Annotated in this window: 21 protein-coding genes and 1 other annotated feature; of the genes, 14 read left to right on the top strand and 7 right to left on the bottom strand. The window is 52.9% G+C overall.

From position 1 onward, the window contains the following. Nucleotides 1-538: 538 nt before the first annotated feature. The 4 genes from yqaB to luxS all read left to right on the top strand — a co-directional run bounded on the left by yqaB (nt 539) and on the right by luxS (nt 3,835). Complete coding sequence (yqaB, locus tag NR195_RS21045) at nt 539-1,105, top strand: fructose-1-phosphate/6-phosphogluconate phosphatase (RefSeq protein WP_031594176.1); 567 nt, start codon at nt 539-541, stop codon at nt 1,103-1,105. Continuing rightward, nucleotides 1,102-1,530, top strand: coding sequence for a YqaA family protein (locus NR195_RS21040; protein ID WP_010248498.1), 429 nt, complete (start codon nt 1,102-1,104; stop codon nt 1,528-1,530). The genes yqaB and NR195_RS21040 overlap by 4 nt, the downstream gene beginning before the upstream one ends. Before the next feature lie 31 nt (nt 1,531-1,561). Next, on the top strand, nt 1,562-3,169 hold the full coding sequence (gene gshA, locus NR195_RS21035) for a glutamate--cysteine ligase (protein WP_033770020.1): 1,608 nt from the start codon (nt 1,562-1,564) through the stop codon (nt 3,167-3,169). A 150-nt stretch (nt 3,170-3,319) separates the two neighbouring features. Further along, nucleotides 3,320-3,835, top strand: coding sequence for an S-ribosylhomocysteine lyase (gene luxS, locus NR195_RS21030; protein WP_009086888.1), 516 nt, complete (start codon nt 3,320-3,322; stop codon nt 3,833-3,835). 61 nt (nt 3,836-3,896) lie between these two features. On the opposite strand, the gene NR195_RS21025 is transcribed toward luxS, so the two are convergent. Together NR195_RS21025 and NR195_RS21020 are read right to left on the bottom strand one after the other, a co-directional pair. Beyond that, nucleotides 3,897-5,183 (bottom strand): HlyC/CorC family transporter, encoded by a 1,287-nt coding sequence (locus NR195_RS21025; RefSeq protein ID WP_022623780.1) that lies wholly within the window; start codon nt 5,181-5,183, stop codon nt 3,897-3,899. Between the two features lie 15 nt (nt 5,184-5,198). After that, entirely contained in the window at nt 5,199-5,999 is an 801-nt protein-coding gene (locus tag NR195_RS21020; RefSeq protein ID WP_010248489.1) for an inner membrane protein YpjD, read from the bottom strand. Nucleotides 6,000-6,165: 166 nt separating this feature from the next. Here NR195_RS21020 and ffh point away from each other — a divergent pair, with 166 nt between their 5' ends. The 5 genes from ffh (at nt 6,166) to rplS (ending at nt 9,677) form a co-directional block, all read left to right on the top strand. Next, on the top strand, nt 6,166-7,527 hold the full coding sequence (ffh, locus tag NR195_RS21015; protein ID WP_010248486.1) for a signal recognition particle protein: 1,362 nt from the start codon (nt 6,166-6,168) through the stop codon (nt 7,525-7,527). Nucleotides 7,528-7,669: 142 nt separating this feature from the next. Next, complete coding sequence (rpsP, locus tag NR195_RS21010; RefSeq protein WP_003849041.1) at nt 7,670-7,918, top strand: 30S ribosomal protein S16; 249 nt, start codon at nt 7,670-7,672, stop codon at nt 7,916-7,918. A gap of 18 nt (nt 7,919-7,936) precedes the next feature. Further along, nucleotides 7,937-8,485 carry a ribosome maturation factor RimM gene (gene rimM, locus NR195_RS21005; RefSeq protein ID WP_010248480.1) on the top strand — a complete coding sequence of 183 codons (549 nt, stop codon included), beginning with the start codon at nt 7,937-7,939 and terminating at the stop codon, nt 8,483-8,485. Nucleotides 8,486-8,520: 35 nt separating this feature from the next. Further along, nucleotides 8,521-9,285 (top strand): tRNA (guanosine(37)-N1)-methyltransferase TrmD, encoded by a 765-nt coding sequence (trmD, locus tag NR195_RS21000; protein WP_010248477.1) that lies wholly within the window; start codon nt 8,521-8,523, stop codon nt 9,283-9,285. A 44-nt stretch (nt 9,286-9,329) separates the two neighbouring features. Continuing rightward, nucleotides 9,330-9,677 carry a 50S ribosomal protein L19 gene (gene rplS, locus NR195_RS20995; protein ID WP_003849035.1) on the top strand — a complete coding sequence of 116 codons (348 nt, stop codon included), beginning with the start codon at nt 9,330-9,332 and terminating at the stop codon, nt 9,675-9,677. Between the two features lie 96 nt (nt 9,678-9,773). Here rplS and NR195_RS20990 read toward each other — a convergent pair whose 3' ends face one another. After that, complete coding sequence (locus NR195_RS20990; RefSeq protein WP_010248470.1) at nt 9,774-10,310, bottom strand: GNAT family N-acetyltransferase; 537 nt, start codon at nt 10,308-10,310, stop codon at nt 9,774-9,776. A gap of 288 nt (nt 10,311-10,598) precedes the next feature. Between NR195_RS20990 and NR195_RS20985 the strand changes: the two genes are divergently transcribed. Together NR195_RS20985 and tyrA are read left to right on the top strand one after the other, a co-directional pair. Then, entirely contained in the window at nt 10,599-11,678 is a 1,080-nt protein-coding gene (locus NR195_RS20985) for a 3-deoxy-7-phosphoheptulonate synthase (RefSeq protein WP_010672116.1), read from the top strand. Between the two features lie 5 nt (nt 11,679-11,683). Then, nucleotides 11,684-12,805 (top strand): bifunctional chorismate mutase/prephenate dehydrogenase, encoded by a 1,122-nt coding sequence (tyrA, locus tag NR195_RS20980; RefSeq protein WP_033758683.1) that lies wholly within the window; start codon nt 11,684-11,686, stop codon nt 12,803-12,805. Nucleotides 12,806-12,861: 56 nt separating this feature from the next. Here the strand turns inward: tyrA and pheA are convergent, their stop codons facing one another. The 4 genes from pheA to bamD form a co-directional block, all read right to left on the bottom strand. After that, a complete protein-coding gene (gene pheA / locus NR195_RS20975) occupies nt 12,862-14,025 on the bottom strand; it encodes a bifunctional chorismate mutase/prephenate dehydratase (RefSeq protein WP_010248448.1) in 1,164 nt (387 codons plus the stop codon). Nucleotides 14,026-14,047: 22 nt separating this feature from the next. Next, nucleotides 14,048-14,172, bottom strand: a sequence feature (Phe leader region). Next, the gene (pheL, locus tag NR195_RS20970) at nt 14,124-14,171 is read right to left on the bottom strand and encodes a pheA operon leader peptide PheL (RefSeq protein ID WP_193555295.1); all 48 of its coding nucleotides are present in this window, start codon (nt 14,169-14,171) and stop codon (nt 14,124-14,126) included. It overlaps the preceding feature by 48 nt. A gap of 101 nt (nt 14,173-14,273) precedes the next feature. Then, complete coding sequence (gene raiA / locus NR195_RS20965; protein WP_003849030.1) at nt 14,274-14,609, bottom strand: ribosome-associated translation inhibitor RaiA; 336 nt, start codon at nt 14,607-14,609, stop codon at nt 14,274-14,276. 281 nt (nt 14,610-14,890) lie between these two features. After that, the gene (gene bamD, locus NR195_RS20960) at nt 14,891-15,622 is read right to left on the bottom strand and encodes an outer membrane protein assembly factor BamD (RefSeq protein ID WP_010248444.1); all 732 of its coding nucleotides are present in this window, start codon (nt 15,620-15,622) and stop codon (nt 14,891-14,893) included. Between the two features lie 129 nt (nt 15,623-15,751). On the opposite strand from bamD, the gene rluD reads away from it, so the two are divergent. From rluD to clpB, 3 genes are all read left to right on the top strand, one after another. Next, nucleotides 15,752-16,729, top strand: coding sequence for a 23S rRNA pseudouridine(1911/1915/1917) synthase RluD (gene rluD, locus NR195_RS20955; protein ID WP_010248442.1), 978 nt, complete (start codon nt 15,752-15,754; stop codon nt 16,727-16,729). After that, nucleotides 16,729-17,457, top strand: coding sequence for a purine nucleoside phosphorylase YfiH (yfiH, locus tag NR195_RS20950; RefSeq protein ID WP_022623778.1), 729 nt, complete (start codon nt 16,729-16,731; stop codon nt 17,455-17,457). Before rluD ends, yfiH begins: the two co-directional genes overlap by 1 nt. Nucleotides 17,458-17,570: 113 nt before the next feature. Beyond that, nucleotides 17,571-20,156 carry an ATP-dependent chaperone ClpB gene (clpB, locus tag NR195_RS20945; protein WP_029519628.1) on the top strand — a complete coding sequence of 862 codons (2,586 nt, stop codon included), beginning with the start codon at nt 17,571-17,573 and terminating at the stop codon, nt 20,154-20,156. Nucleotides 20,157-20,334 lie beyond the last annotated feature (178 nt).

Here is a 20,334-nt window from a genome sequence, read left to right as displayed (position 1 = left end):
CATCCATAGCTCAGCTGGATAGAGTACTCGGCTACGAACCGAGCGGTCGGAGGTTCGAATCCTCCTGGATGCACCATCTTCTTCTTTAGCCTCAAAATCCCTCAAAGTATCATGGCGCGATGATCGCTAAGACCTCACTAAACACGATAGCGTTACTTCCGTAACCGCCCGTACAGCAAACGCTGAGTGAGTATCCTGAAAAACCTCTGCAGTTTCCCTCTGGCTTCACACGCACTCTTTTCCTGTTTAATCTGCTCCATTGATTCATCATCCTGACTTAAGCGATCCGAAACGCCTGTTTCCCGCATCAACGCCTTCTGTTTTGCTGCCCATGCCCGTCCGCCGCCGCTTGTCTGCCAGAAGAATGTTAAAAAAACGCTGGAATTTCGTACGTTTATCGCTGGTCGTGCACGATCACCTTTATCTGAAAACAAAAATTGTTAATGCTTTCAAAGCATTTGCTGTTCATCCCCCCTGGCGACAACCTGTCCACATTAGGCTAAAGTAATGTCTCATTTGATGAATGTCCGGAGTGACAATGTACGATCAATATGACGCCCTGATTTTCGATATGGACGGCACGATTCTTGATACTGAGCCGACACATCGAAAAGCGTGGCGTCAGGTACTGACGCGTTATGGATTAACGCTGGATGAAGCTCGTATTATCGACTTCAATGGCGCACCAACCTGGCGGCTGTCGCAGTTCATCATTGAATCCAATCAGTCGTCACTCGACCCTCATCTTCTTGCCGCAGAAAAAACCGCTGCCGTGAAAGCGATGCTGCTGGAAAACGTGAAGCCACTGCCTTTAATGGAGGTGGTGAAAGCGTATCACGGGCGTCGTCCGATGGCGGTCGGTACCGGAAGCGAACACAGCATGGCAGAGGCGTTACTGACGCAGCTGGGCGTACGTGAGCTCTTTTCGGCCGTCGTCGGTGCTGACGACGTACAGCGTCATAAACCTGAGCCAGAAACCTTCTTACGCTGCGCTGAGCTGATGGGTGTGACGCCGGCACGTTGTGTGGTGTTTGAGGATGCGGACTTTGGTATTCAGGCAGCGAAGGCGGCAGGTATGGCTGTGGTGGATGTCCGCTTACTGTGAGTGACGTTCTTACCTATGCCTCGATGTTCGGCAGCAGCTTTTTAAGTGCAACGCTCCTGCCGGGAAGTTCTGAAGCACTGCTGATAGCACTATTGATAGCAAAAAAGACATCAGTTTACGGGTTGCTTTTGGCCGCATCACTGGGAAACACCTTGGGCGGCTTAACCAACATTCTTATTGGTCGCTTGCTGCCGTTAAAACGTCAGGGGCGATGGCATGACACAGCAATGACGTGGTTGCACCGACTGGGACCTGCAGCACTGTTATTCAGCTGGCTGCCAGTGATAGGTGATCTGCTCTGCGTTCTGGCAGGCTGGTTACGTTTCGCCTGGCTACCCGCGATGCTGTTTCTCGCTGTCGGCAAAACACTGCGTTATATCGTTATCGCGACTGCCACATTACAGGGTATGCAATGGTGGCATTGATTCGCACAGATTCGAGGCTACGGTTAACATTATGCTGAACAAAAATAAATTATTATCACAGCGGGGGGGTAATGTGATCCCGGACGTATCTAAAGCGCTCTCCTGGCTGGAAGCGCATCCCAATGCCCTTAAAGGTATTGGCCGTGGCATCGAGCGTGAAACGCTGCGTGTACAGGCAAATGGCGAGCTGGCAAAAAGCGGTCACCCGGAATCTCTGGGGTCGGCGCTGAAACATGACTGGATCACCACTGACTTTGCCGAAACGTTGCTGGAATTTATTACGCCAGTGGATCACAGCATTGATCATATGCTGGCATTCCTGCGCGATATTCATCGTCACGTTGCCCGTGAACTGGGTGATGAACGCATGTGGCCATTTAGTATGCCGTGCGTGATTGACGATGCGGACAATATTGAGCTGGCGCAATATGGCACATCCAATATTGGTCAGATGAAGACGCTCTACCGCGAAGGGCTGAAAAACCGCTACGGCGCGTTGATGCAGACCATCTCCGGCATTCACTATAACTTCTCACTGCCACTCTCATTCTGGCAGGAGTGGGCTGACGTGAAAGATAAGGAAAGCGGAAAAGAGACCATCTCGGCGGGCTATCTGCGGCTGATCCGCAACTATTATCGCTTCGGCTGGGTGATCCCCTATCTGTTTGGCGCATCGCCTGCTATCAGCTCCAGCTTCCTGCAGGGCCGTGAGAGCGCGCTGCCATTCGAAACCAACGACAAAGACACGATGTGGCTGCCGTATGCTACCTCACTGCGTCTGAGCGATTTAGGCTACACCAATAAATCGCAGAGCTCTCTGGGCATCACGTTTAACTCACTGGAAGGCTATGTCACCGCGCTGAAGAAAGCGATCAAGACACCGTCAGAAGAGTATGCAGCGATGGGCACTAAAGATGCCGACGGTAACTGGCTGCAGCTCAACACCAACGTGCTGCAGATTGAAAACGAGCTCTATGCGCCAATCCGGCCTAAGCGTGTGACACGCTCGGGTGAAGCGCCCTCTGATGCGCTGCTGCGTGGTGGTATTGAGTACATTGAAGTGCGTTCGCTGGATATCAATCCGTTCTCTGCAATCGGCGTAGATGAGAATCAGGTTCGCTTCCTCGACCTGTTCCTGATCTGGTGTACCCTGGCCGATGCGCCGGAAATGAGTGCAGATGAGTTGCAATGCACCCGTATAAACTGGAACCGGGTTGTGCTGGAAGGGCGTAAACCGGACCAGAAAATTGCCGTAGGCTGCGGAGAAGCGGAACATTCGCTGGTTGAAGTGGGCAAAACCCTGTTTGCCGATCTGCGTCGGGTTGCTGAAGTGTTAGACAGTCATAATCAGGACAGCACGGAATATCAGCAGGTTTGCGATCAACTGGTAGCATCGTTCGACGATCCTGAGCTAACCTACTCGGCGCGCATCCTTCAGGCAATGAAGGACAATGGTGTAACCGGAACCGGCGTGGCGCTGGCTGAACAGTATCGCCATCTGCTCTGCGAAGAGCCGCTGGAAGTGCTGACAGAAGAAGATTTCACGCGTCAGGCGCAGGCGTCTGTTGCTGCACAGCAGCAGCTGGAAGCGAATGATAAGCTGGATTTTGAAGCGTATCTGGCGAGCCGGGAAGGGTAGAAAAGAAAAAGGCCACATCAATGTGGCCAAATTAACATCTCTGTTGTCAGGGATGATGATAACAAATGCGCGTCTTTCATATATTCAGACGTTGGGCGAACAGAAAAGTTTCATCGTTTTAAAAAAAATTCTCAGAACAGGAGGTGACGTATGCCACTACTGGACAGTTTTACCGTTGATCACACCATCATGGGCGCACCGGCAGTTCGCGTTGCGAAAACCATGAAGACTCCGCATGGCGATACGATTACCGTTTTTGACCTGCGTTTTTGCCGCCCGAACATTGATATTCTCACTGAGCGTGGCATTCATACGCTGGAGCATCTCTTTGCCGGCTTCATGCGTGATCACCTGAATGGTGATGGTGTGGAAATCGTCGATATCTCGCCAATGGGTTGCCGCACCGGCTTCTACATGAGCCTGATTGGTACACCAGACGAGCAGCGCGTTGCCAAAGCGTGGAAAGGGGCGATGGAAGATGTTCTGAAAGTGAAAGATCAGAACCAGATCCCTGAGCTGAATGAATACCAGTGCGGTAGCTACAAGCTGCACTCACTGGATGAAGCGCAGCAGATCGCCCGCAATGTGCTGGCGCATGAGATCGGCGTTAACCGCAACGAAGATCTGAAACTGCCTGCTGAAAAGCTGAAAGAACTGCACATCTAGTCAGAGCTTTGCTGCTAAAAAAAACGCCGCATCATGTCGATTGCGGCGTTTTTTTATCGCTTCAGGACCCTACCGATTTTTTCAGTGGCGTCTTCGGCGTGATGCGCACCTGTTTAATCATGTTGTCCTGCACGTCCAGAATATCGACGTTGTAGTGGCCGATCTGAACACGGGTGGCGATGGCAGGGATCTCTTCCAGCGCTTCCAGCAGCATGCCGTTGATGGTGCGCGCTTCCTGCTCTGGCAGCTGCCAGTTAAACGCCTTGTTAATTTCACGCACACTGGCGCTGCCTTCAATCAGCACGGACCCATCATTCTGCGGCATCACTTCTTCTGCCAGTGATGGTGACATGGAGGTGGTGAAGTCACCCACGATCTCCTCCAGAATGTCCTCTATCGTCACCAGCCCTTTGATGTCGCCATACTCATCCACCACCACGCCCGCTTTCTCTTTGTTGCGCTGGAACTTCACCAGTTGGGTGTTCAGCGGTGTCCCTTCCGGGATGTAGTAGATCTCATCGGCGGCGCGCAGCAGCGTCTCTTTGGTGAACTCTTTTTTCTCCGTCATCATGCGCCAGGCTTCGCGCACCCGCAGCATGCCGACGCAGTCATCCAGCGAGTCCCGGAACAGCACAATGCGGCCGTGTGGCGAGTGGCTCAACTGGCGCACCACCGACTTCCAGTCATCGTTGATATTAATGCCGACGATCTCGTTACGCGGAACCATGATGTCATCAACGCTGACTTTCTCCAGGTCGAGCACGGAGAGCAGCATGTCCTGATTACGGCGTGACATCAGGCTACGTGACTCATAGACGATGGTACGCAACTCCTCTTTGCTCAGCGCGGAGTTAATGGCACCGTCAGCGCGGATACCCGCCATCCTCATCAGCAGACGGGTAATGGTGTTGAGTAGCCAGACCAGCGGCAGCATGATGTATTGCAGCGGGACCAGCAGCAGGCTGCTGGGAAAGGCGACGCGTTCGGGATAGAGGGCAGCCACTGTTTTCGGCAGCACTTCAGCAAATACCAGCACTACAAAGGTCAGTATACCGGTTGCGATCGCAACCCCTTCGTCACCGTGAATACGCATGCCAACAATGGTGGCAAGTGCGGAAGCCAGAATATTTACCAGGTTATTGCCGATTAATACCAGGCTCAGCAACCGGTCGGGGCGACGCAGTAACTTCTCCACCCGGCGTGCGGGGCGACTGCCGTTTTTGGCCTGATGGCGCAGCTTATAGCGGTTAAGCGTCATCATTCCGGTTTCCGACCCGGCAAACCAGGCGGAAACCAGTACCATGACGCAGAGAATAATAATCAGCGTGGTGGTTGAAACATTCTCCAACGCAGAACTTCCTTTTTAACGAGAGGTGGGGACAAGCAGATGCTGCAGGATGCGACTGCCGAAGTAAGCCATGGTTAACAGCACCGCACCGCTGCAGTTAAACCAGACGACGCGGCGACCACGCCAGCCTTCATGATAGTGCCCCCAGAGCAAAACGATATAAACAAACCACGCGATGATAGAGAGCACGGCTTTATCGACGTTTTCTGCGCTGAAGAGATCCTGCATATAAAACAGACCGGTGCAGAGCACCAGCGTCAACAGCACGACGCCCACCTGGGTGATGTGAAACATCTTACGTTCAATGGTCAGCAGCGGCGGCATATCCTGTGTGAACGCCAGACGCTTGTTTTTTAACTGGTAATCGATCCACGCCAGCTGCAGCGCATAGAGCGCGGCAATAATCAGCGTCGCATAAGCGAACAGCGACAGGCCGATATGGATCATCATGCCTGGCGTGGTTTCCAGATGGGTGATGAAGGCATTGGGCACAAAGGTGGCGAAGGCCAGATTGATCAGCGCGAAGCTGTAGACAATCGGCAGCAGCAGCCAGCCACGGTTACGTGACGCCACAATGGTCATGATGGCGCAAATCAACAGGCTGACCAGCGAGCCTATGTTGAGCAGGCTTAAATTCTGTCCGCTATCAACAGCAAATATGCGTTGCTGCAAGGCCACCGCGTGTGTCACCAGCGCCACACAGGCAGAGAGCATCGCCATTCGCCGCCAGCCGCCGTTACGTTTCAACAGGCTGGGAATGATCAGGGCAAGACTTAAGGAGTAGGCGAATAGCGCCACTATCGCGAAAACGAACATAGATCCTTTCAGGTTCAGTCAGATAAGGAAAAAGGCAGTATAGCGCCAGCCGAAGCAGGCTCCAAACGATCTGAGGGGCAATTGCAGAGATCGCTGAGGCTTCGTGTTATAATCCGCCGCATTCTGCCGATCAGGCGCCTCGCGATCTTTTTTTTAGTGAGAGACCATGTTTGATAATTTAACCGATCGTTTGTCGCAAACCCTGCGAAACATCAGCGGCCGCGGAAGGCTGACTGAAGAGAACATCAAAGAGACCCTGCGTGAAGTGCGCATGGCACTGCTTGAGGCTGACGTTGCGCTGCCGGTGGTGCGTGACTTCATCAACCGTGTGAAAGAGAGCGCGGTCGGCCATGATGTGAATAAAAGCCTGACTCCGGGTCAGGAGTTTATCAAAATCGTTCGTAACGAGCTGGTTACGGCGATGGGTGCAGAGAACAATGCACTCGACCTGGCTGCTCAGCCGCCAGCCGTGGTGCTGATGGCGGGTCTGCAGGGTGCCGGTAAAACGACCAGCGTCGCTAAGCTGGGTAAGTTCCTGCGTGAGAAGCACAAAAAGAAAGTCTTAGTGGTTTCTGCCGACGTCTATCGTCCGGCGGCAATCAAACAGCTGGAAACGCTGGCACAGCAGGTGGGCGTGGATTTCTGCCCATCCGATCTCAGCCAGAAGCCGGTCGATATCGTTAACAATGCGCTGCGTGAAGCTCGCCTGAAGTTCTACGATGTACTGCTGGTGGATACCGCCGGTCGTCTGCACGTTGACGAAGCGATGATGGACGAAATCAAACAGGTTCATGCCGCGATCAATCCGGTAGAAACGCTGTTTGTGGTCGATGCCATGACCGGTCAGGATGCGGCAAACACGGCTAAAGCTTTTAATGAAGCACTACCGCTGACCGGTGTTATCCTGACCAAAGTCGATGGTGATGCACGAGGCGGTGCGGCGCTGTCGATTCGTCATATCACCGGTAAGCCGATTAAATTTATGGGTGTCGGTGAAAAAACCGATGCACTTGAGCCGTTCTATCCGGAGCGTATTGCTTCGCGTATCCTCGGCATGGGTGACGTGCTGTCACTGATCGAAGATATCGAAAGCAAGGTTGACCGCGATCAGGCTGAGAAACTGGCTAAGAAGCTGAAAACCGGCGACGGTTTTGATCTCAACGACTTCCTTGAGCAGCTGAAGCAGATGCGCAACATGGGCGGCATGGCCAGCCTGATGGGCAAACTGCCCGGTATGGGACAGTTGCCTGACAATGTGAAGTCACAGATGGATGACAAAGTGCTGGTGCGCATGGAAGCGATCATCAACTCGATGACACGCAAAGAGCGTGAAAAACCAGAGATCATCAAAGGCTCACGCAAGCGCCGCATTGCGACCGGCTCCGGTATGCAGGTGCAGGACGTTAACCGCTTATTGAAGCAGTTTGACGATATGCAGCGTATGATGAAGAAAATGAAGAAGGGCGGTATGGCGAAAATGATGCGCGGCATGAAGGGTATGATGCCGCCAGGTTTTCCTGGCCGCTAAAGCGTTCCACAAAAAAGCCCGAAATGGCACGGTTTAGGTTGCTTTTTTCGCCAAAATGAGTAAAATTTTCGGGCTTTTTATACAGCACCCGGACCCCGTTCCTCGATGGGGGCCGGGTGTTTTATTAACTGAAGAGGATGTTATGGTAACAATTCGTTTGGCACGTCACGGCGCTAAAAAGCGTCCGTTCTATCAGGTCGTCGTCACTGACAGCCGCAATGCACGCAACGGTCGTTTTATCGAGCGCGTTGGTTTCTTCAACCCGATCGCATCTGGTCAGGCTGAAGGTCTGCGTCTTGATCTGGATCGTATCGAGCACTGGGTTGGCCAGGGCGCAACGCTTTCTGATCGCGTTAACGCGCTGGTCAAAGAAGCTAAGAAAGCAGCTTAATCTGTCACGGTGGTGAGCATGAGCAGACAAATTGCCGCACAGCCTCCTGTTAACCCGATTGTATTGGGTAAGATGGGAGCCGCCTACGGTATTCGCGGCTGGCTCAAAGTGTTTTCCTCCACTGAAGACGCTGAAAGCATCTTCAACTACCAACCCTGGTTCATCCAGCGCGCCGGTAAATGGCAGCAGGTCGAACTGGACGGTTGGAAGCACCACAATCAGGACCTGATCATCAAAGTCAAAGGCATTGAAGATCGGGATGCGGCGGCTCAGTTAACCAATTGCGAAATTCAGGTTGACTCGACGCAGTTGCCATCGCTGGAAGAGGGCGACTACTACTGGAAAGACCTTATGGGCTGCCAGGTAGTTAACCTTGAAGGCTACGAGATGGGTAAAGTCATCGATATGATGGAAACCGGCTCGAACGACGTTCTCGTCGTTAAGGCAAACCTGAAGGATGCATTCGGTGCTCAGGAGCGGTTAATTCCGTTTCTTGATGAACAGGTTATCAGGAAAGTCGATCTCTCTACTGGCATCATTGAGGTAGATTGGGATCCTGGTTTTTGATCTCCGAATCGAACGGTAACGTAACGGCGAATACAATGTGGATTGGTGTTATTAGCCTGTTTCCAGAAATGTTTCGCGCTATTACCGATTACGGGGTAACTGGCCGGGCTGTAAAAAACGGTCTGCTCAGCATTCAGAGCTGGAGTCCTCGTGACTTCACGCACGACCGGCACCGTACCGTGGATGATCGTCCTTACGGCGGCGGACCGGGAATGCTGATGATGGTACAACCCTTACGGGATGCCATCTCCGCAGCGAAAGCAGCGGCAGGTGATGGGGCCAGGGTGATATATCTTTCACCTCAGGGTCGCAAACTGGACCAACAGGGCGTTTGCGAACTGGCGGCACGGGACAAGTTAATTCTGGTCTGTGGCCGTTATGAAGGGATTGATGAGCGCGTAATCCAGACCGAAATTGATGAAGAATGGTCAATCGGTGATTACGTTCTCAGCGGCGGGGAACTGCCAGCGATGACGATGATTGACGCAGTCGCCCGGTTTATTCCTGGCGTGCTCGGCAAGCAGGCGTCAGCCGATGAGGATTCGTTCTCGGAAGGTTTGCTGGATTGTCCGCACTATACCCGACCTGAAGTGTTAGACGGCGTGGAGGTCCCGGCAGTATTACTGTCAGGCAACCATGCTGATATTCGCCGCTGGCGTCTGAAGCAGTCGCTAGGCCGTACCTGGCTGAGAAGACCTGAACTTCTGGAAAACCTGGCTCTGACTGAAGAGCAAGCAAGGTTGCTGAATGAGTTCCAGCGGGAATCTCAGCAGCAACAAAACGATGATGTGGAAGAGTAAGCTCTTCCCCGACTATCAGTTTACCCAGGATATGAGATTTAATTATGAGCAACATTATCAAGCAAATTGAACAAGAGCAGATGAAACAGGACGTACCTTCCTTCCGCCCGGGTGATTCCGTGGAAGTGAAAGTATGGGTCGTTGAAGGTTCTAAAAAACGTCTGCAGGCATTCGAGGGCGTGGTTATCGCTATCCGTAACCGCGGTCTGCACTCTGCATTCACTGTTCGCAAAATTTCTAACGGCGAAGGCGTTGAGCGTGTATTCCAGACTCATTCACCTGTAATTGACAGCATCGCTGTTAAACGTCGTGGCGCTGTGCGTAAAGCCAAACTGTACTACCTGCGTGAGCGTACTGGTAAGTCTGCTCGTATTAAAGAGCGTCTTAACTAAGGTATCGCTAACGCGACATCTAAAAGTTAATAGCAAACAAGGGGTTGGCATCTGCCAGCCCCTTTTTTATGTCACAGTCAACCTTACTGCCTGCAGTTAACCGTCGTCCGGCCGCTGAAAATGATAAATCGCGGTATTAACCGGCCCTTCCTCTAAGACGATCAGGCCATAGCGACAGCCAATGAACTGACCACCGCACTTCTCAGCCACGCCCCGACTGGCCAGGTTATCCTCTGCTGCCAGAATCTCAATCACCCGCGTCTCTGGGCGTGAAAACCCCAGCGGCAGCAACGCGGCCACCGCGCGGCTGGCGATTCCCTGACGCTGGGCATCACTGCGAACCCAGTAGCCAATTGCGCTGGTGTCACCCGGATGACGGGCAAAGCGTATTCCTGCGCCCCCCAGCAGCTGGTCATGCTGATCAACGATGGCAAACTCTTCCGCTTCCTCTTTCATCCGTTGCCAGTGGGTAAAGCGGATCCAGCTTTCTGCTTCATGAGGCTGATAATCGTGATGCGCCCAGACCATCCATGGGATAAGGCTATCCAGCGAGGCATTAACCGCAGTGGTAAACGCAGATACGTCGCTGAGCTCAAAAGGTCGCAGATAAATATTTTGTGGTGATGGGTACATAACTCTCTCAGCGCGAACAGAATGATTCTTTTATTCTGCCTGTGGGTAGAAGAAAGGCAATAACCTTAACTGTAAACTTATTTGTACAATTGTCTTTGGTTTTTTGTGGTTGAGGTTTTTATTATATGCATGATTTTATTGTTTATTTTAAGTATATTTCGCACCCTTCTTCATCCGTGGTAATAAAAGTGTACATATAATATTGCGCTATGTATTGCCTGTGATACAGTATTTGCATTCCTCAGTGAGGAGTCCATGACTGCCAATACGAGCCAAAGGATCGCCATCATGCAAAAAGACGCGCTGAACAATGTGCATATCGCCGGTGAACAGGTATTAATCACGCCTGAAGAGCTGAAAGCGAAGTTTCCACTGACCACTGAACAGCAGGATCAGGTCGCGGCGTCGCGCCAGACTATCTCTGACATTATTGCCGGCCGCGATCCGCGTCTGCTGGTGGTGTGCGGACCCTGCTCAATTCACGATACCGAAGTGGCACTGGACTATGCTCGTCGTCTGCAAACCCTTTCTGAACAGCTGAAAGATCAGCTCTTTATCGTGATGCGCGTCTATTTTGAAAAACCTCGTACCACCGTCGGCTGGAAAGGGCTGATCAACGATCCTTTCATGGATAACTCGTTTGATATGGAAGCGGGTCTGCACATTGCGCGCCAGCTGCTGGTGAACCTGGTTGAAATGGGTTTGCCTCTGGCCACTGAAGCGCTGGATCCCAATAGTCCGCAATATCTGGGCGACCTGTTCAGCTGGTCTGCCATTGGCGCACGTACCACTGAATCGCAGACGCACCGTGAAATGGCCTCGGGCCTGTCGATGCCGGTAGGCTTTAAAAATGGCACCGATGGCAGTCTGGGAACGGCAATCAACGCCATGCGTGCAGCCGCAATGCCACACCGTTTTGTCGGGATTAATCAGGCCGGTCAGGTCTGCCTGCTGCAGACTCAGGGCAATCCGGATGGTCACGTGATCCTGCGTGGCGGCAAAGCGCCGAACTACGGTCCTGAAGATGTCGCGCAGTGTGAAAAAGAGATGCTCAAGGCGGGACTGCGTCCAGCCTTAATGATAGATTGCAGCCATGGTAATTCGAACAAAGACTACAGCCGTCAGCCTGGCGTAGCGGAATCCGCTATTGCGCAGATCAAAGACGGGAACCGTTCAATCATTGGCTTGATGCTGGAAAGCCATATCAATGAAGGTAACCAGTCTTCTGAGCAGCCACGCAGCGAAATGAAGTATGGCGTTTCCGTAACCGATGCATGCATCAACTGGGAAGTGACCGAAACGTTGCTGCGTGAAATGCATCAGGATCTGCAGGGAGTGCTGTCGGCGCGTCTGTCACAAGAGGTGTAAGAGCAATGGTGGCTGAACTGACCGCGTTACGCGATCAAATTGACAGTGTTGATAAAGCGCTGCTGGATCTGCTGGCTAAGCGACTGGAACTGGTGGCCGAGGTAGGTGAGGTGAAGAGCCGTTACGGCCTGCCTATCTATGTGCCTGAGCGTGAAGCGACGATGCTGGCTTCCCGTCGTAAAGAGGCCGAAGCGCTCGGCGTCCCACCGGATCTGATTGAGGATGTGCTGCGTCGCGTGATGCGGGAATCCTATACCAGCGAGAATGACAAAGGCTTTAAAACCCTCTGTCCTGAACTGCGCCCGGTGGTGATTGTCGGTGGTAAGGGCCAGATGGGCCGGCTGTTTGAAAAAATGCTCGGGCTATCAGGCTACACGGTTAAAACGCTGGATAAAGAGGACTGGCCTCAGGCTGAGACTTTGCTCAGCGATGCCGGAATGGTGATCATTAGCGTGCCGATTCACCTGACCGAGCAGGTAATTGCCCAACTGCCACCACTGCCGGAAGATTGTATTCTGGTCGATCTGGCGTCGGTCAAAAACCGGCCTCTGCAGGCAATGCTGGCTGCCCATAACGGGCCTGTGTTGGGTCTGCATCCGATGTTTGGCCCGGACAGCGGCAGCCTGGCAAAACAGGTGGTGGTCTGGTGTGATGGACGACAACCGGAAGCGTATCAGTGGTTCCTGGAGCAGATTCAGGTCTGGGGTGCGCGTCTGCATCGTATCAGCGCTGTTGAGCATGACCAGAACATGGCATTCATTCAGGCGCTGCGTCACTTTGCTACCTTCGCTTATGGTCTGCATTTAGCCGAAGAGAACGTCAATCTGGATCAGCTGCTGGCGCTCTCGTCGCCCATTTACCGGCTTGAACTGGCGATGGTGGGGCGGTTGTTCGCTCAGGATCCGCAACTCTATGCGGATATCATCATGTCTTCAGAGAGTAATCTGGCGCTGATAAAACGCTATTACCAGCGGTTTGGTGAAGCGATTGCGCTGCTGGAGCAGGGCGACAAGCAGGCGTTTATCGCCAGCTTTAACCGGGTTGAACAGTGGTTTGGCGATCACGCAAAACGCTTCCTGGTCGAAAGCCGAAGCCTGTTGCGATCGGCCAATGACAGCCGCCCATAAATGACAGCCATCCATCAATGAAAAAGGCATCCAGTTGGATGCCTTTTTTCTTCTTTTTATTCGCCAGGTTCAGCGGGCACCACATTTTCGCTGGGGTAACAGCCCAGTACCTTCAGAGAGCGGGTCATGGTCTGTAATTCCTGCAGCGCCTGCTGCATCCGCTCTGATTGCAGGTTGCCCTGCACATCAATGTAAAACATCTCTTCCCACGGATTACCATTAATCGGGCGGGACTCCAGCTTGCTCATAATCAGGTTGTGCTGACGCAGTACCAGCAGCGCGTCGACCAGCGCACCCGCCTGCTGGCCGGTTGCCATAATCAGCGTGGTTTTCGCTGGTACCTGGTCAGAAACCTCGATTGCTTTGCGGGCCAGCACGATAAAGCGGGTGTGATTCTGCTGCTGATTCGCCAGATTACGTTCCAGCACCTGCAGCTGATACAGTTCGCCGCCGGCCTCACTGCCCAGCGCCGCCACCTTAGGTGAGTTGAGCGCAGCCACTTTCTCCATCGCTGCCGCGGTACTCTCGGTGTATTCGATTTTCCAGTGCGGGAAACGATTAATAAACTGGCTGCACTGCTGGAACGGTTGAGGATGGCTGTAAACCGTCTCAATCTGCTGAAGGTCGGTGGGGCCATTCACCAGCACGCAGTGGTCGATAGGCAATGTCAGCTCGCCCACGATTGAGAGGCTTGTCTGTTGCAGCAGATCGTAGACATCGTTGATCGAGCCTGAACTGGTATTCTCAATCGGCATCACGGCGTAATCAGCTACGCCATTTTCGACCTGTTTGATGATGTCGTGAAACTTCAGGCAGCCACACTCCACCATGCTATCGAAATGGCGCGACGCGTAGTTGCGTGCTGCAAGATGCGAATAAGAGCCTTTCGGGCCCAGGAAGGCGATACGGGCGGCATGCGCATGGGGATGGTTGAGGTTTTTTTGCAGCAGCGCTTGCTGAGTCAGCACGGAATCTTCAATTACCAGCTGGAACAGACGGGTGATGTAGTGCGCATCCAGGTTGTGTGCCTTACCCAGTACGATGAGATTCTCCAGTAGCGCGCGTTCGCGCTCCACATCCCGAATCGGGCGATGCGTCGCCAGTTTCGCTTGTGCAACTTCCACTGCCAGCAAACGACGCTCGGCCAGCAGCGTCAGAAGTTTTTTATCCACGGCGCTGATTTTATCGCGTAGCGCCAGCAATGGATTATCGGGATTCATAGGGCTCACCTGTATGCTATCCAAAAAAAAAGCCTCCCGGTTGGGAGGCTTTGGTGTTCGTCTTCGCTTTCATTTTCACACGACGAATGGCCTCCCGTTCAGGGGAAGGTAAAAAAGAAAGCGAAGAAAAACAGATCAGGTTTCATTGTCATGTCCGAAAAGAGAGTGACCTGAGAGTAACCGTACTGCTTAAAAGCTGTCAATAAAAAACGCGCCCGCAGGCGCGTTAAGAAACAACGTTAAGAAAATCAGGACTCTTCGTCGGCGGGAATGATGTCTTTCACGCTGGCACTGGCGCGGCGTGCTTCAGACTTGTGCTGAACTTTATTCAGCTGACGCTCGAGCTTGGCAATCAAATCGTTGATAGCGGTATACATATCATCGTGCTTGGCGCTGGCCACCAGAGTCCCGTTAGGTGTGTTAATAGTGGCGTCAGCCACGAATTCTTTGGGCTCTTTGGAAAGGACAATATGTGGATTAATCAGGTCGGTTTGCCATTTTTCGAGCTTGGCGAGACGGTCTTCAACATGGCTTCGGATTGCCGGAGTGATGTCCATTTGTTTACTGGTAATGTTCAGAATCATCGTTCTTACCTCTCTGTCATTTCCGTCTTGGTCTTCTCAGCATAGCGCGAAAAAGCGTTCAATGTGGGATTTCGATCACGAAAAAATGTCACTTTTTGTCAGTCACAACATTCTGTGAGAAAGGCAGAGAAACTGGCCGAAATGGCTTGAAGCGAAACGATTAACACGGCATGCTTGATGAGTTAGCTCGCTGAGAACAGATCCAAATCTGACTGTTCTGTAAGCAAAAAAAAGCAGCCCTGAGAGGCTGCTTTTTTTATGGCTTAGAATCTGTCTGACTATCAGCTTTTGTTAGCAGCAATGATTTTCGCCACTTTATCGGCTTCAGCGTTCAGTTGCAGATTGCGGTAAGCATTCTCCATCAGCGGCAGGGCATCGTGTGTTGCCTGCGTATCCGGATAATCGCGCATCATACCTTCGACACGGTTAACAACCGCGACATAAGCCTCACGCTTAGTATAGAATTGCGCCACTGACAGCTCATATTTAGCCAGACGGTCTTTCAGATAGACCAGGCGTTTCTGAGCATCAGCCGCATACTGGCTGTTCGGGTAACTCCGCAGCAGCTGGGAAAAGTCGCGGAAAGCATCACGAGCGTGCGTCGGATCGCGGTCAGAACGATCAATACCAAAGAAGCCCTGCAGCGCGGAGTCATCCAGCGCCATGTCCGTCAGACCTTTCATATAGATGACATAGTCAATGTTCGGATGCGTGGGGTTCAGACGCATAAAGCGAGCAATGGCAGCCTGCGCCAGGGGCAGATCGGCATTTTTATAGTACGCGTAGATTAAATCCAGCTGCACCTGCTGCGAATAAGGACCGAACGGATAACGATTATCCAGCGCTTCCAGTTGCTTAATCGCAGCTTTAAAGTTACCGTCCTGCAGCTTTTGCTGCGCTGTAGCATAGATTTCAGAAGGCGGGCTGTCCGGTACCGCGTCATTTGAGCCGGAACAACCAACAAGTGCCAGGCTCAGTGTGGCAGCAGCCACCAGATGTTTCATACGCGTCATGACGAAGTGATTATCCTCAAATGTTATGGCGGAAGCTGTCCGTATAGCTCCCGGTAATGACCAGGTACGATAGCACATTATATTAAACGGCATCGCCGTGAAAACCCAACGTTAACGAAGAAGCTGTATATGGCACAACAAGTTCAACTCACCGCAACGGTATCCGAATCACAACTCGGACAACGCTTAGATCAGACTTTGGCGGAATTGTTCCCTGATTATTCACGTTCTCGCATAAAAGAGTGGATCCTCGATCGTCGCGTTACTGTAAACGGCGTCATGGTCGATACACCCAAAGAAAAAGTGCTGGGCGGCGAGCTGGTCGCGATTGACGCTGAGATCGAGGAGGCGCAGCGCTGGGAACCGCAGAATCTGCCACTCGACATCGTTTATGAAGATGAAGACATTATTGTCATCAACAAACCACGCGACTTCGTGGTTCACCCTGGCGCCGGTAATCCGGATGGCACGGTGTTAAACGCCTTACTTCATCACTATCCGGCGATTATGGATGTGCCGCGCGCGGGCATCGTACACCGGCTGGATAAAGACACCACCGGCTTAATGGTGGTCGCGAAAACCGTTCCGGCTCAGACGCATCTGGTGGACTCGCTGCAGCGTCGCGAAATCACCCGTGAATATGAAGCGGTTGCGATTGGCAATATGACTGCGGGCGGCACCGTTGAGCAGCCTATCAGCCGTCACTCAACCAAACGCACCCACATGGCGGTACACCCAATGGGTAAACCGGCGGTCACTCATTACCGCATCATGGAGCACTTCCGGGCCCATACCCGTCTGCGCCTGCGTCTGGAAACCGGTCGTACTCACCAGATCCGTGTGCATATGTCTCACATCAGCCATCCGCTGGTGGGCGATCCACTTTACGGTGGCCGTCCGCGTCCGCCAAAAGGCGCGTCTGAAGCATTTATTACTACGCTGCGCGGTTTCGATCGTCAGGCACTGCACGCCACGATGTTGCGCCTCTATCACCCCATCAGTGGTATTGAAATGGAATTCCATGCTGCGCTTCCGCAGGACATGGTTGATCTCATCGCGGCGTTAAAAGCAGACACTGAAGAATTTAAAGACCAGTTGAATTGGTGATGAATCTGATTACTCCTCAATGGTCCGCTCCGTCACGCGTTCGGGCCTGCTCGACGCAGCGACAGGGCGGCATCAGCACATCGCCCTGGGATGCACTGAATCTCGGCGGGCATGTGGGGGATAATCCGGATGCGGTGGCGCGTAACCGGCAGTTGCTGTTGGAAGAGGCGGGTTTGCCTGCCATGCCGCAGTGGCTGGATCAGGTTCATGGCACTGAGGTTGTGCGTCTGACTGCAGGGGGAAGTACGCCATTACGTGCTGATGCCTGTATTACCGATCAGCCCGGTGTCGTCTGTGCCATCATGACCGCTGACTGTCTTCCGGTCCTGTTCTGTTCGCAGGATGGCACGGAAGTGGCGGCGGCACATGCAGGCTGGCGCGGACTTTGTGCGGGTATACTGGAAAATACGCTGGCGCAGTTTCGTTCGCCGCCTGATCAGATTCATGCCTGGCTTGGACCGGCAATCGGACCTGATGCGTTTGAGGTCGGCGAAGAAGTCCGTCAGGCCTTTATGGCTCAGGATCCCAGGGCTGTGCAGGCTTTCCGTCCATCAGGTGACCGCTTTTACGCCGACATCGGCCTGCTGGCGCAGATGCGACTACAGGCAGCGGGCGTGAATTCAGTCAGCGCCAGCAGCCTTTGTACCTTTACGCAGCGCGACGATTTCTTCTCTTTCCGCCGCGATGGGATCACCGGGCGTATGGCAACTTTGATCTGGCTGTTATAACCTTACGCCATAAGACGGTCCAGTTAGCGTATTTTTTACTCAAATCTCAGGTCATTAACCTTGAAATTTTGAGGGATGACCTCATTTAATCTCCAGTAGCATTTTGACCTGTAATGGGAGGAATTATGCGTCTGGATCGTCTTACTAATAAATTTCAGCTGGCTCTCGCCGACGCGCAGTCCCTCGCTCTGGGACACGACAATCAATTCATCGAACCTCTGCATCTGATGAGCGCATTGCTCAAACAGGAAGGCGGATCGGTTTCACCTTTACTGACTTCGGCCGGTGTCGACGTTACGCCATTTCGCGCTCAGGTTGAGCAGGCTATTGATCGCCTGCCACAAGTTGAAGGCAGCGAAGGCGATGTACAACCCTCATCTGACCTCGTCCGGGTATTAAACCTGTGCGACAAGCTGGCACAGAAGCGCAACGATAACTTTATTTCATCCGAATTATTTGTTCTGGCCGCCCTGGAATCGCGGGGCTCACTGGCCGATCTGCTCAAAGCAGCGGGCGCAACGCGTGAAAAAATCACCAGTGCGATTGAACAGATGCGGGGAGGAGACAACGTGAACGATCAGGGGGCTGAAGATCAGCGCCAGGCTTTAAAAAAATACACTATCGACCTGACCGAGCGGGCAGAGAAGGGCAAACTCGATCCGGTCATCGGTCGTGACGAAGAGATTCGCCGCACCATCCAGGTTCTGCAGCGCCGTACCAAAAACAACCCGGTACTGATTGGTGAACCTGGCGTGGGTAAAACCGCGATTGTCGAAGGGCTGGCGCAGCGCATCATCAATGGTGAAGTGCCTGAGGGTCTGAAAGGACGTCGGGTACTGGCACTGGATATGGGTGCGCTGGTGGCCGGGGCGAAATATCGCGGTGAATTCGAAGAGCGTCTGAAAGGCGTACTGAGTGACCTGTCGAAACAGGAAGGCAACGTCATTCTGTTTATCGACGAGCTGCACACCATGGTGGGAGCCGGTAAAGCGGACGGTGCGATGGACGCCGGCAATATGCTTAAACCTGCGCTGGCGCGTGGTGAACTGCACTGTGTGGGTGCCACTACGCTTGATGAGTATCGCCAGTACATTGAAAAAGATGCCGCGCTGGAGCGTCGTTTCCAGAAAGTCTTTGTGGCTGAGCCGAGTGTGGAAGATACCATCGCCATTCTGCGTGGTCTGAAAGAGCGTTATGAACTGCATCACCATGTGCAGATCACTGACCCGGCGATTGTTGCGGCGGCGACCCTGTCTCATCGTTATATTGCTGACCGGCAGCTGCCGGATAAAGCGATTGACCTGATCGATGAGGCAGCTTCCAGCATTCGTATGCAGATGGACTCGAAGCCGGAATCACTGGATCGCCTGGAGCGCCGTATCATTCAGCTGAAGCTGGAGCAGCAGGCGCTGAAGAAAGAGGCGGACGATGCCAGCATCAAGCGTCTTGAAATGCTGGAAACCGAGCTCAACCAGAAAGAGCGCGAATACGCCGAGCTGGAAGATGAGTGGAAGACAGAGAAAGCCTCGCTGTCCGGCACGCAGAACATCAAAGCGGAACTTGAGCAGGCGCGTCTGAATTTAGAGCAGGCACGTCGCCAGGGTGACCTCGCTCAGATGTCAGAGCTGCAGTACGGTAAAATTCCGGCACTGGAAAAACAGCTAGCCGCAGCGACTCAGGCGGAAGGCAAGACCATGAAGTTACTGCGTAACCGGGTAACCGATGTGGAGATTGCCGATGTGCTGGCACGCTGGACCGGTATTCCGGTCGCACGAATGATGGAAGGTGAGCGCGATAAGTTACTGCGCATGGAGCAGGACTTACATGGCCGGGTCATCGGACAGGATGAAGCGGTTGAGGCGGTATCAAATGCTATTCGCCGTAGTCGCGCAGGCCTTTCTGATCCAAACCGGCCTATCGGTTCCTTCCTGTTCCTGGGGCCAACCGGGGTCGGTAAGACGGAGTTGTGTAAAGCGCTGGCTAATTTCCTGTTCGACAGTGACGATGCGATGGTTCGTATCGACATGTCCGAATTTATGGAAAAACACTCAGTATCACGGCTGGTGGGTGCACCTCCGGGTTATGTCGGCTATGAAGAGGGCGGTTATCTGACCGAAGCTGTGCGCCGTCGGCCTTATTCGGTCATCCTGCTGGATGAAGTAGAGAAAGCGCATCCTGATGTCTTTAACATTCTGCTGCAGGTGCTGGATGATGGGCGTCTGACGGATGGGCAGGGCCGGACGGTCGATTTCCGTAACAGCGTGGTGATTATGACCTCTAACCTGGGATCAGATTTAATCCAGGAGCGGTTCGGCAATCTCAGCTACCCGGAAATGAAAGATATCGTGATGGGTGTGGTCGGACAGCATTTCCGTCCTGAGTTCGTCAACCGTATTGATGAGGTGGTGGTGTTCCATCCGCTGGCTGAGAAACATATTGCGTCCATTGCGCAGATTCAGCTGCAGCGGCTGTACAAACGTCTGGATGAACGGGGTTATCAGCTGCACATCTCTGATGATGCGATCAAACTGCTGGCGGAGAACGGATATGATCCAGTCTACGGTGCACGTCCGCTGAAACGTGCGATACAGCAGCAGATCGAGAACCCGCTGGCTCAGCAGATCCTTGCCGGTTCGCTGGTGCCAGGCAAAACCATCGAAATGGATGTGGAGAACAACATCATTACTGCACATCAGTAAGGGTGTGGAATGAAAAACGGGCCTCTGGCCCGTTTTTTTTGCCCTTTTGAGGGGTTTTTGCTTATTTAATACTCCTTTTGAGTGCAAAATGAACGGTCAGTAAAAAAGTCTCAATTTGCACTTGCGCTATCTGAGCCGTTCCCTATAATGCGCCTCCACTGACACGGCAAACCGGAAA

This window comes from Pantoea sp. Ft-CA_14, from assembly GCF_024520875.1.
GTDB lineage: Bacteria > Pseudomonadota > Gammaproteobacteria > Enterobacterales > Enterobacteriaceae > Pantoea > Pantoea agglomerans.
This window is presented reverse-complemented; position numbering and strand designations above follow the sequence as displayed.

Bases quoted from the DNA above. Each gene is read 5' to 3' on its own strand.
- rpsP (WP_003849041.1), top strand. From the start codon at position 7,670: ATGGTAACAATTCGTTTGGCACGTCACGGCGCTAAAAAGCGTCCGTTC.
- yfiH (WP_022623778.1), top strand. From the start codon at position 16,729: ATGAATCTGATTACTCCTCAATGGTCCGCTCCGTCACGCGTTCGGGCC.
- NR195_RS21020 (WP_010248489.1), bottom strand. From the start codon at position 5,999: ATGTTCGTTTTCGCGATAGTGGCGCTATTCGCCTACTCCTTAAGTCTT.
- raiA (WP_003849030.1), bottom strand. From the start codon at position 14,609: ATGATTCTGAACATTACCAGTAAACAAATGGACATCACTCCGGCAATC.
- trmD (WP_010248477.1), top strand. From the start codon at position 8,521: ATGTGGATTGGTGTTATTAGCCTGTTTCCAGAAATGTTTCGCGCTATT.
- gshA (WP_033770020.1), top strand. From the start codon at position 1,562: ATGCTGAACAAAAATAAATTATTATCACAGCGGGGGGGTAATGTGATC.
- rluD (WP_010248442.1), top strand. From the start codon at position 15,752: ATGGCACAACAAGTTCAACTCACCGCAACGGTATCCGAATCACAACTC.
- bamD (WP_010248444.1), bottom strand. From the start codon at position 15,622: ATGACGCGTATGAAACATCTGGTGGCTGCTGCCACACTGAGCCTGGCA.
- NR195_RS20990 (WP_010248470.1), bottom strand. From the start codon at position 10,310: ATGTACCCATCACCACAAAATATTTATCTGCGACCTTTTGAGCTCAGC.
- yqaB (WP_031594176.1), top strand. From the start codon at position 539: ATGTACGATCAATATGACGCCCTGATTTTCGATATGGACGGCACGATT.
- ffh (WP_010248486.1), top strand. From the start codon at position 6,166: ATGTTTGATAATTTAACCGATCGTTTGTCGCAAACCCTGCGAAACATC.
- luxS (WP_009086888.1), top strand. From the start codon at position 3,320: ATGCCACTACTGGACAGTTTTACCGTTGATCACACCATCATGGGCGCA.
- NR195_RS20985 (WP_010672116.1), top strand. From the start codon at position 10,599: ATGCAAAAAGACGCGCTGAACAATGTGCATATCGCCGGTGAACAGGTA.
- clpB (WP_029519628.1), top strand. From the start codon at position 17,571: ATGGGAGGAATTATGCGTCTGGATCGTCTTACTAATAAATTTCAGCTG.
- pheA (WP_010248448.1), bottom strand. From the start codon at position 14,025: ATGAATCCCGATAATCCATTGCTGGCGCTACGCGATAAAATCAGCGCC.
- tyrA (WP_033758683.1), top strand. From the start codon at position 11,684: ATGGTGGCTGAACTGACCGCGTTACGCGATCAAATTGACAGTGTTGAT.
- rplS (WP_003849035.1), top strand. From the start codon at position 9,330: ATGAGCAACATTATCAAGCAAATTGAACAAGAGCAGATGAAACAGGAC.
- rimM (WP_010248480.1), top strand. From the start codon at position 7,937: ATGAGCAGACAAATTGCCGCACAGCCTCCTGTTAACCCGATTGTATTG.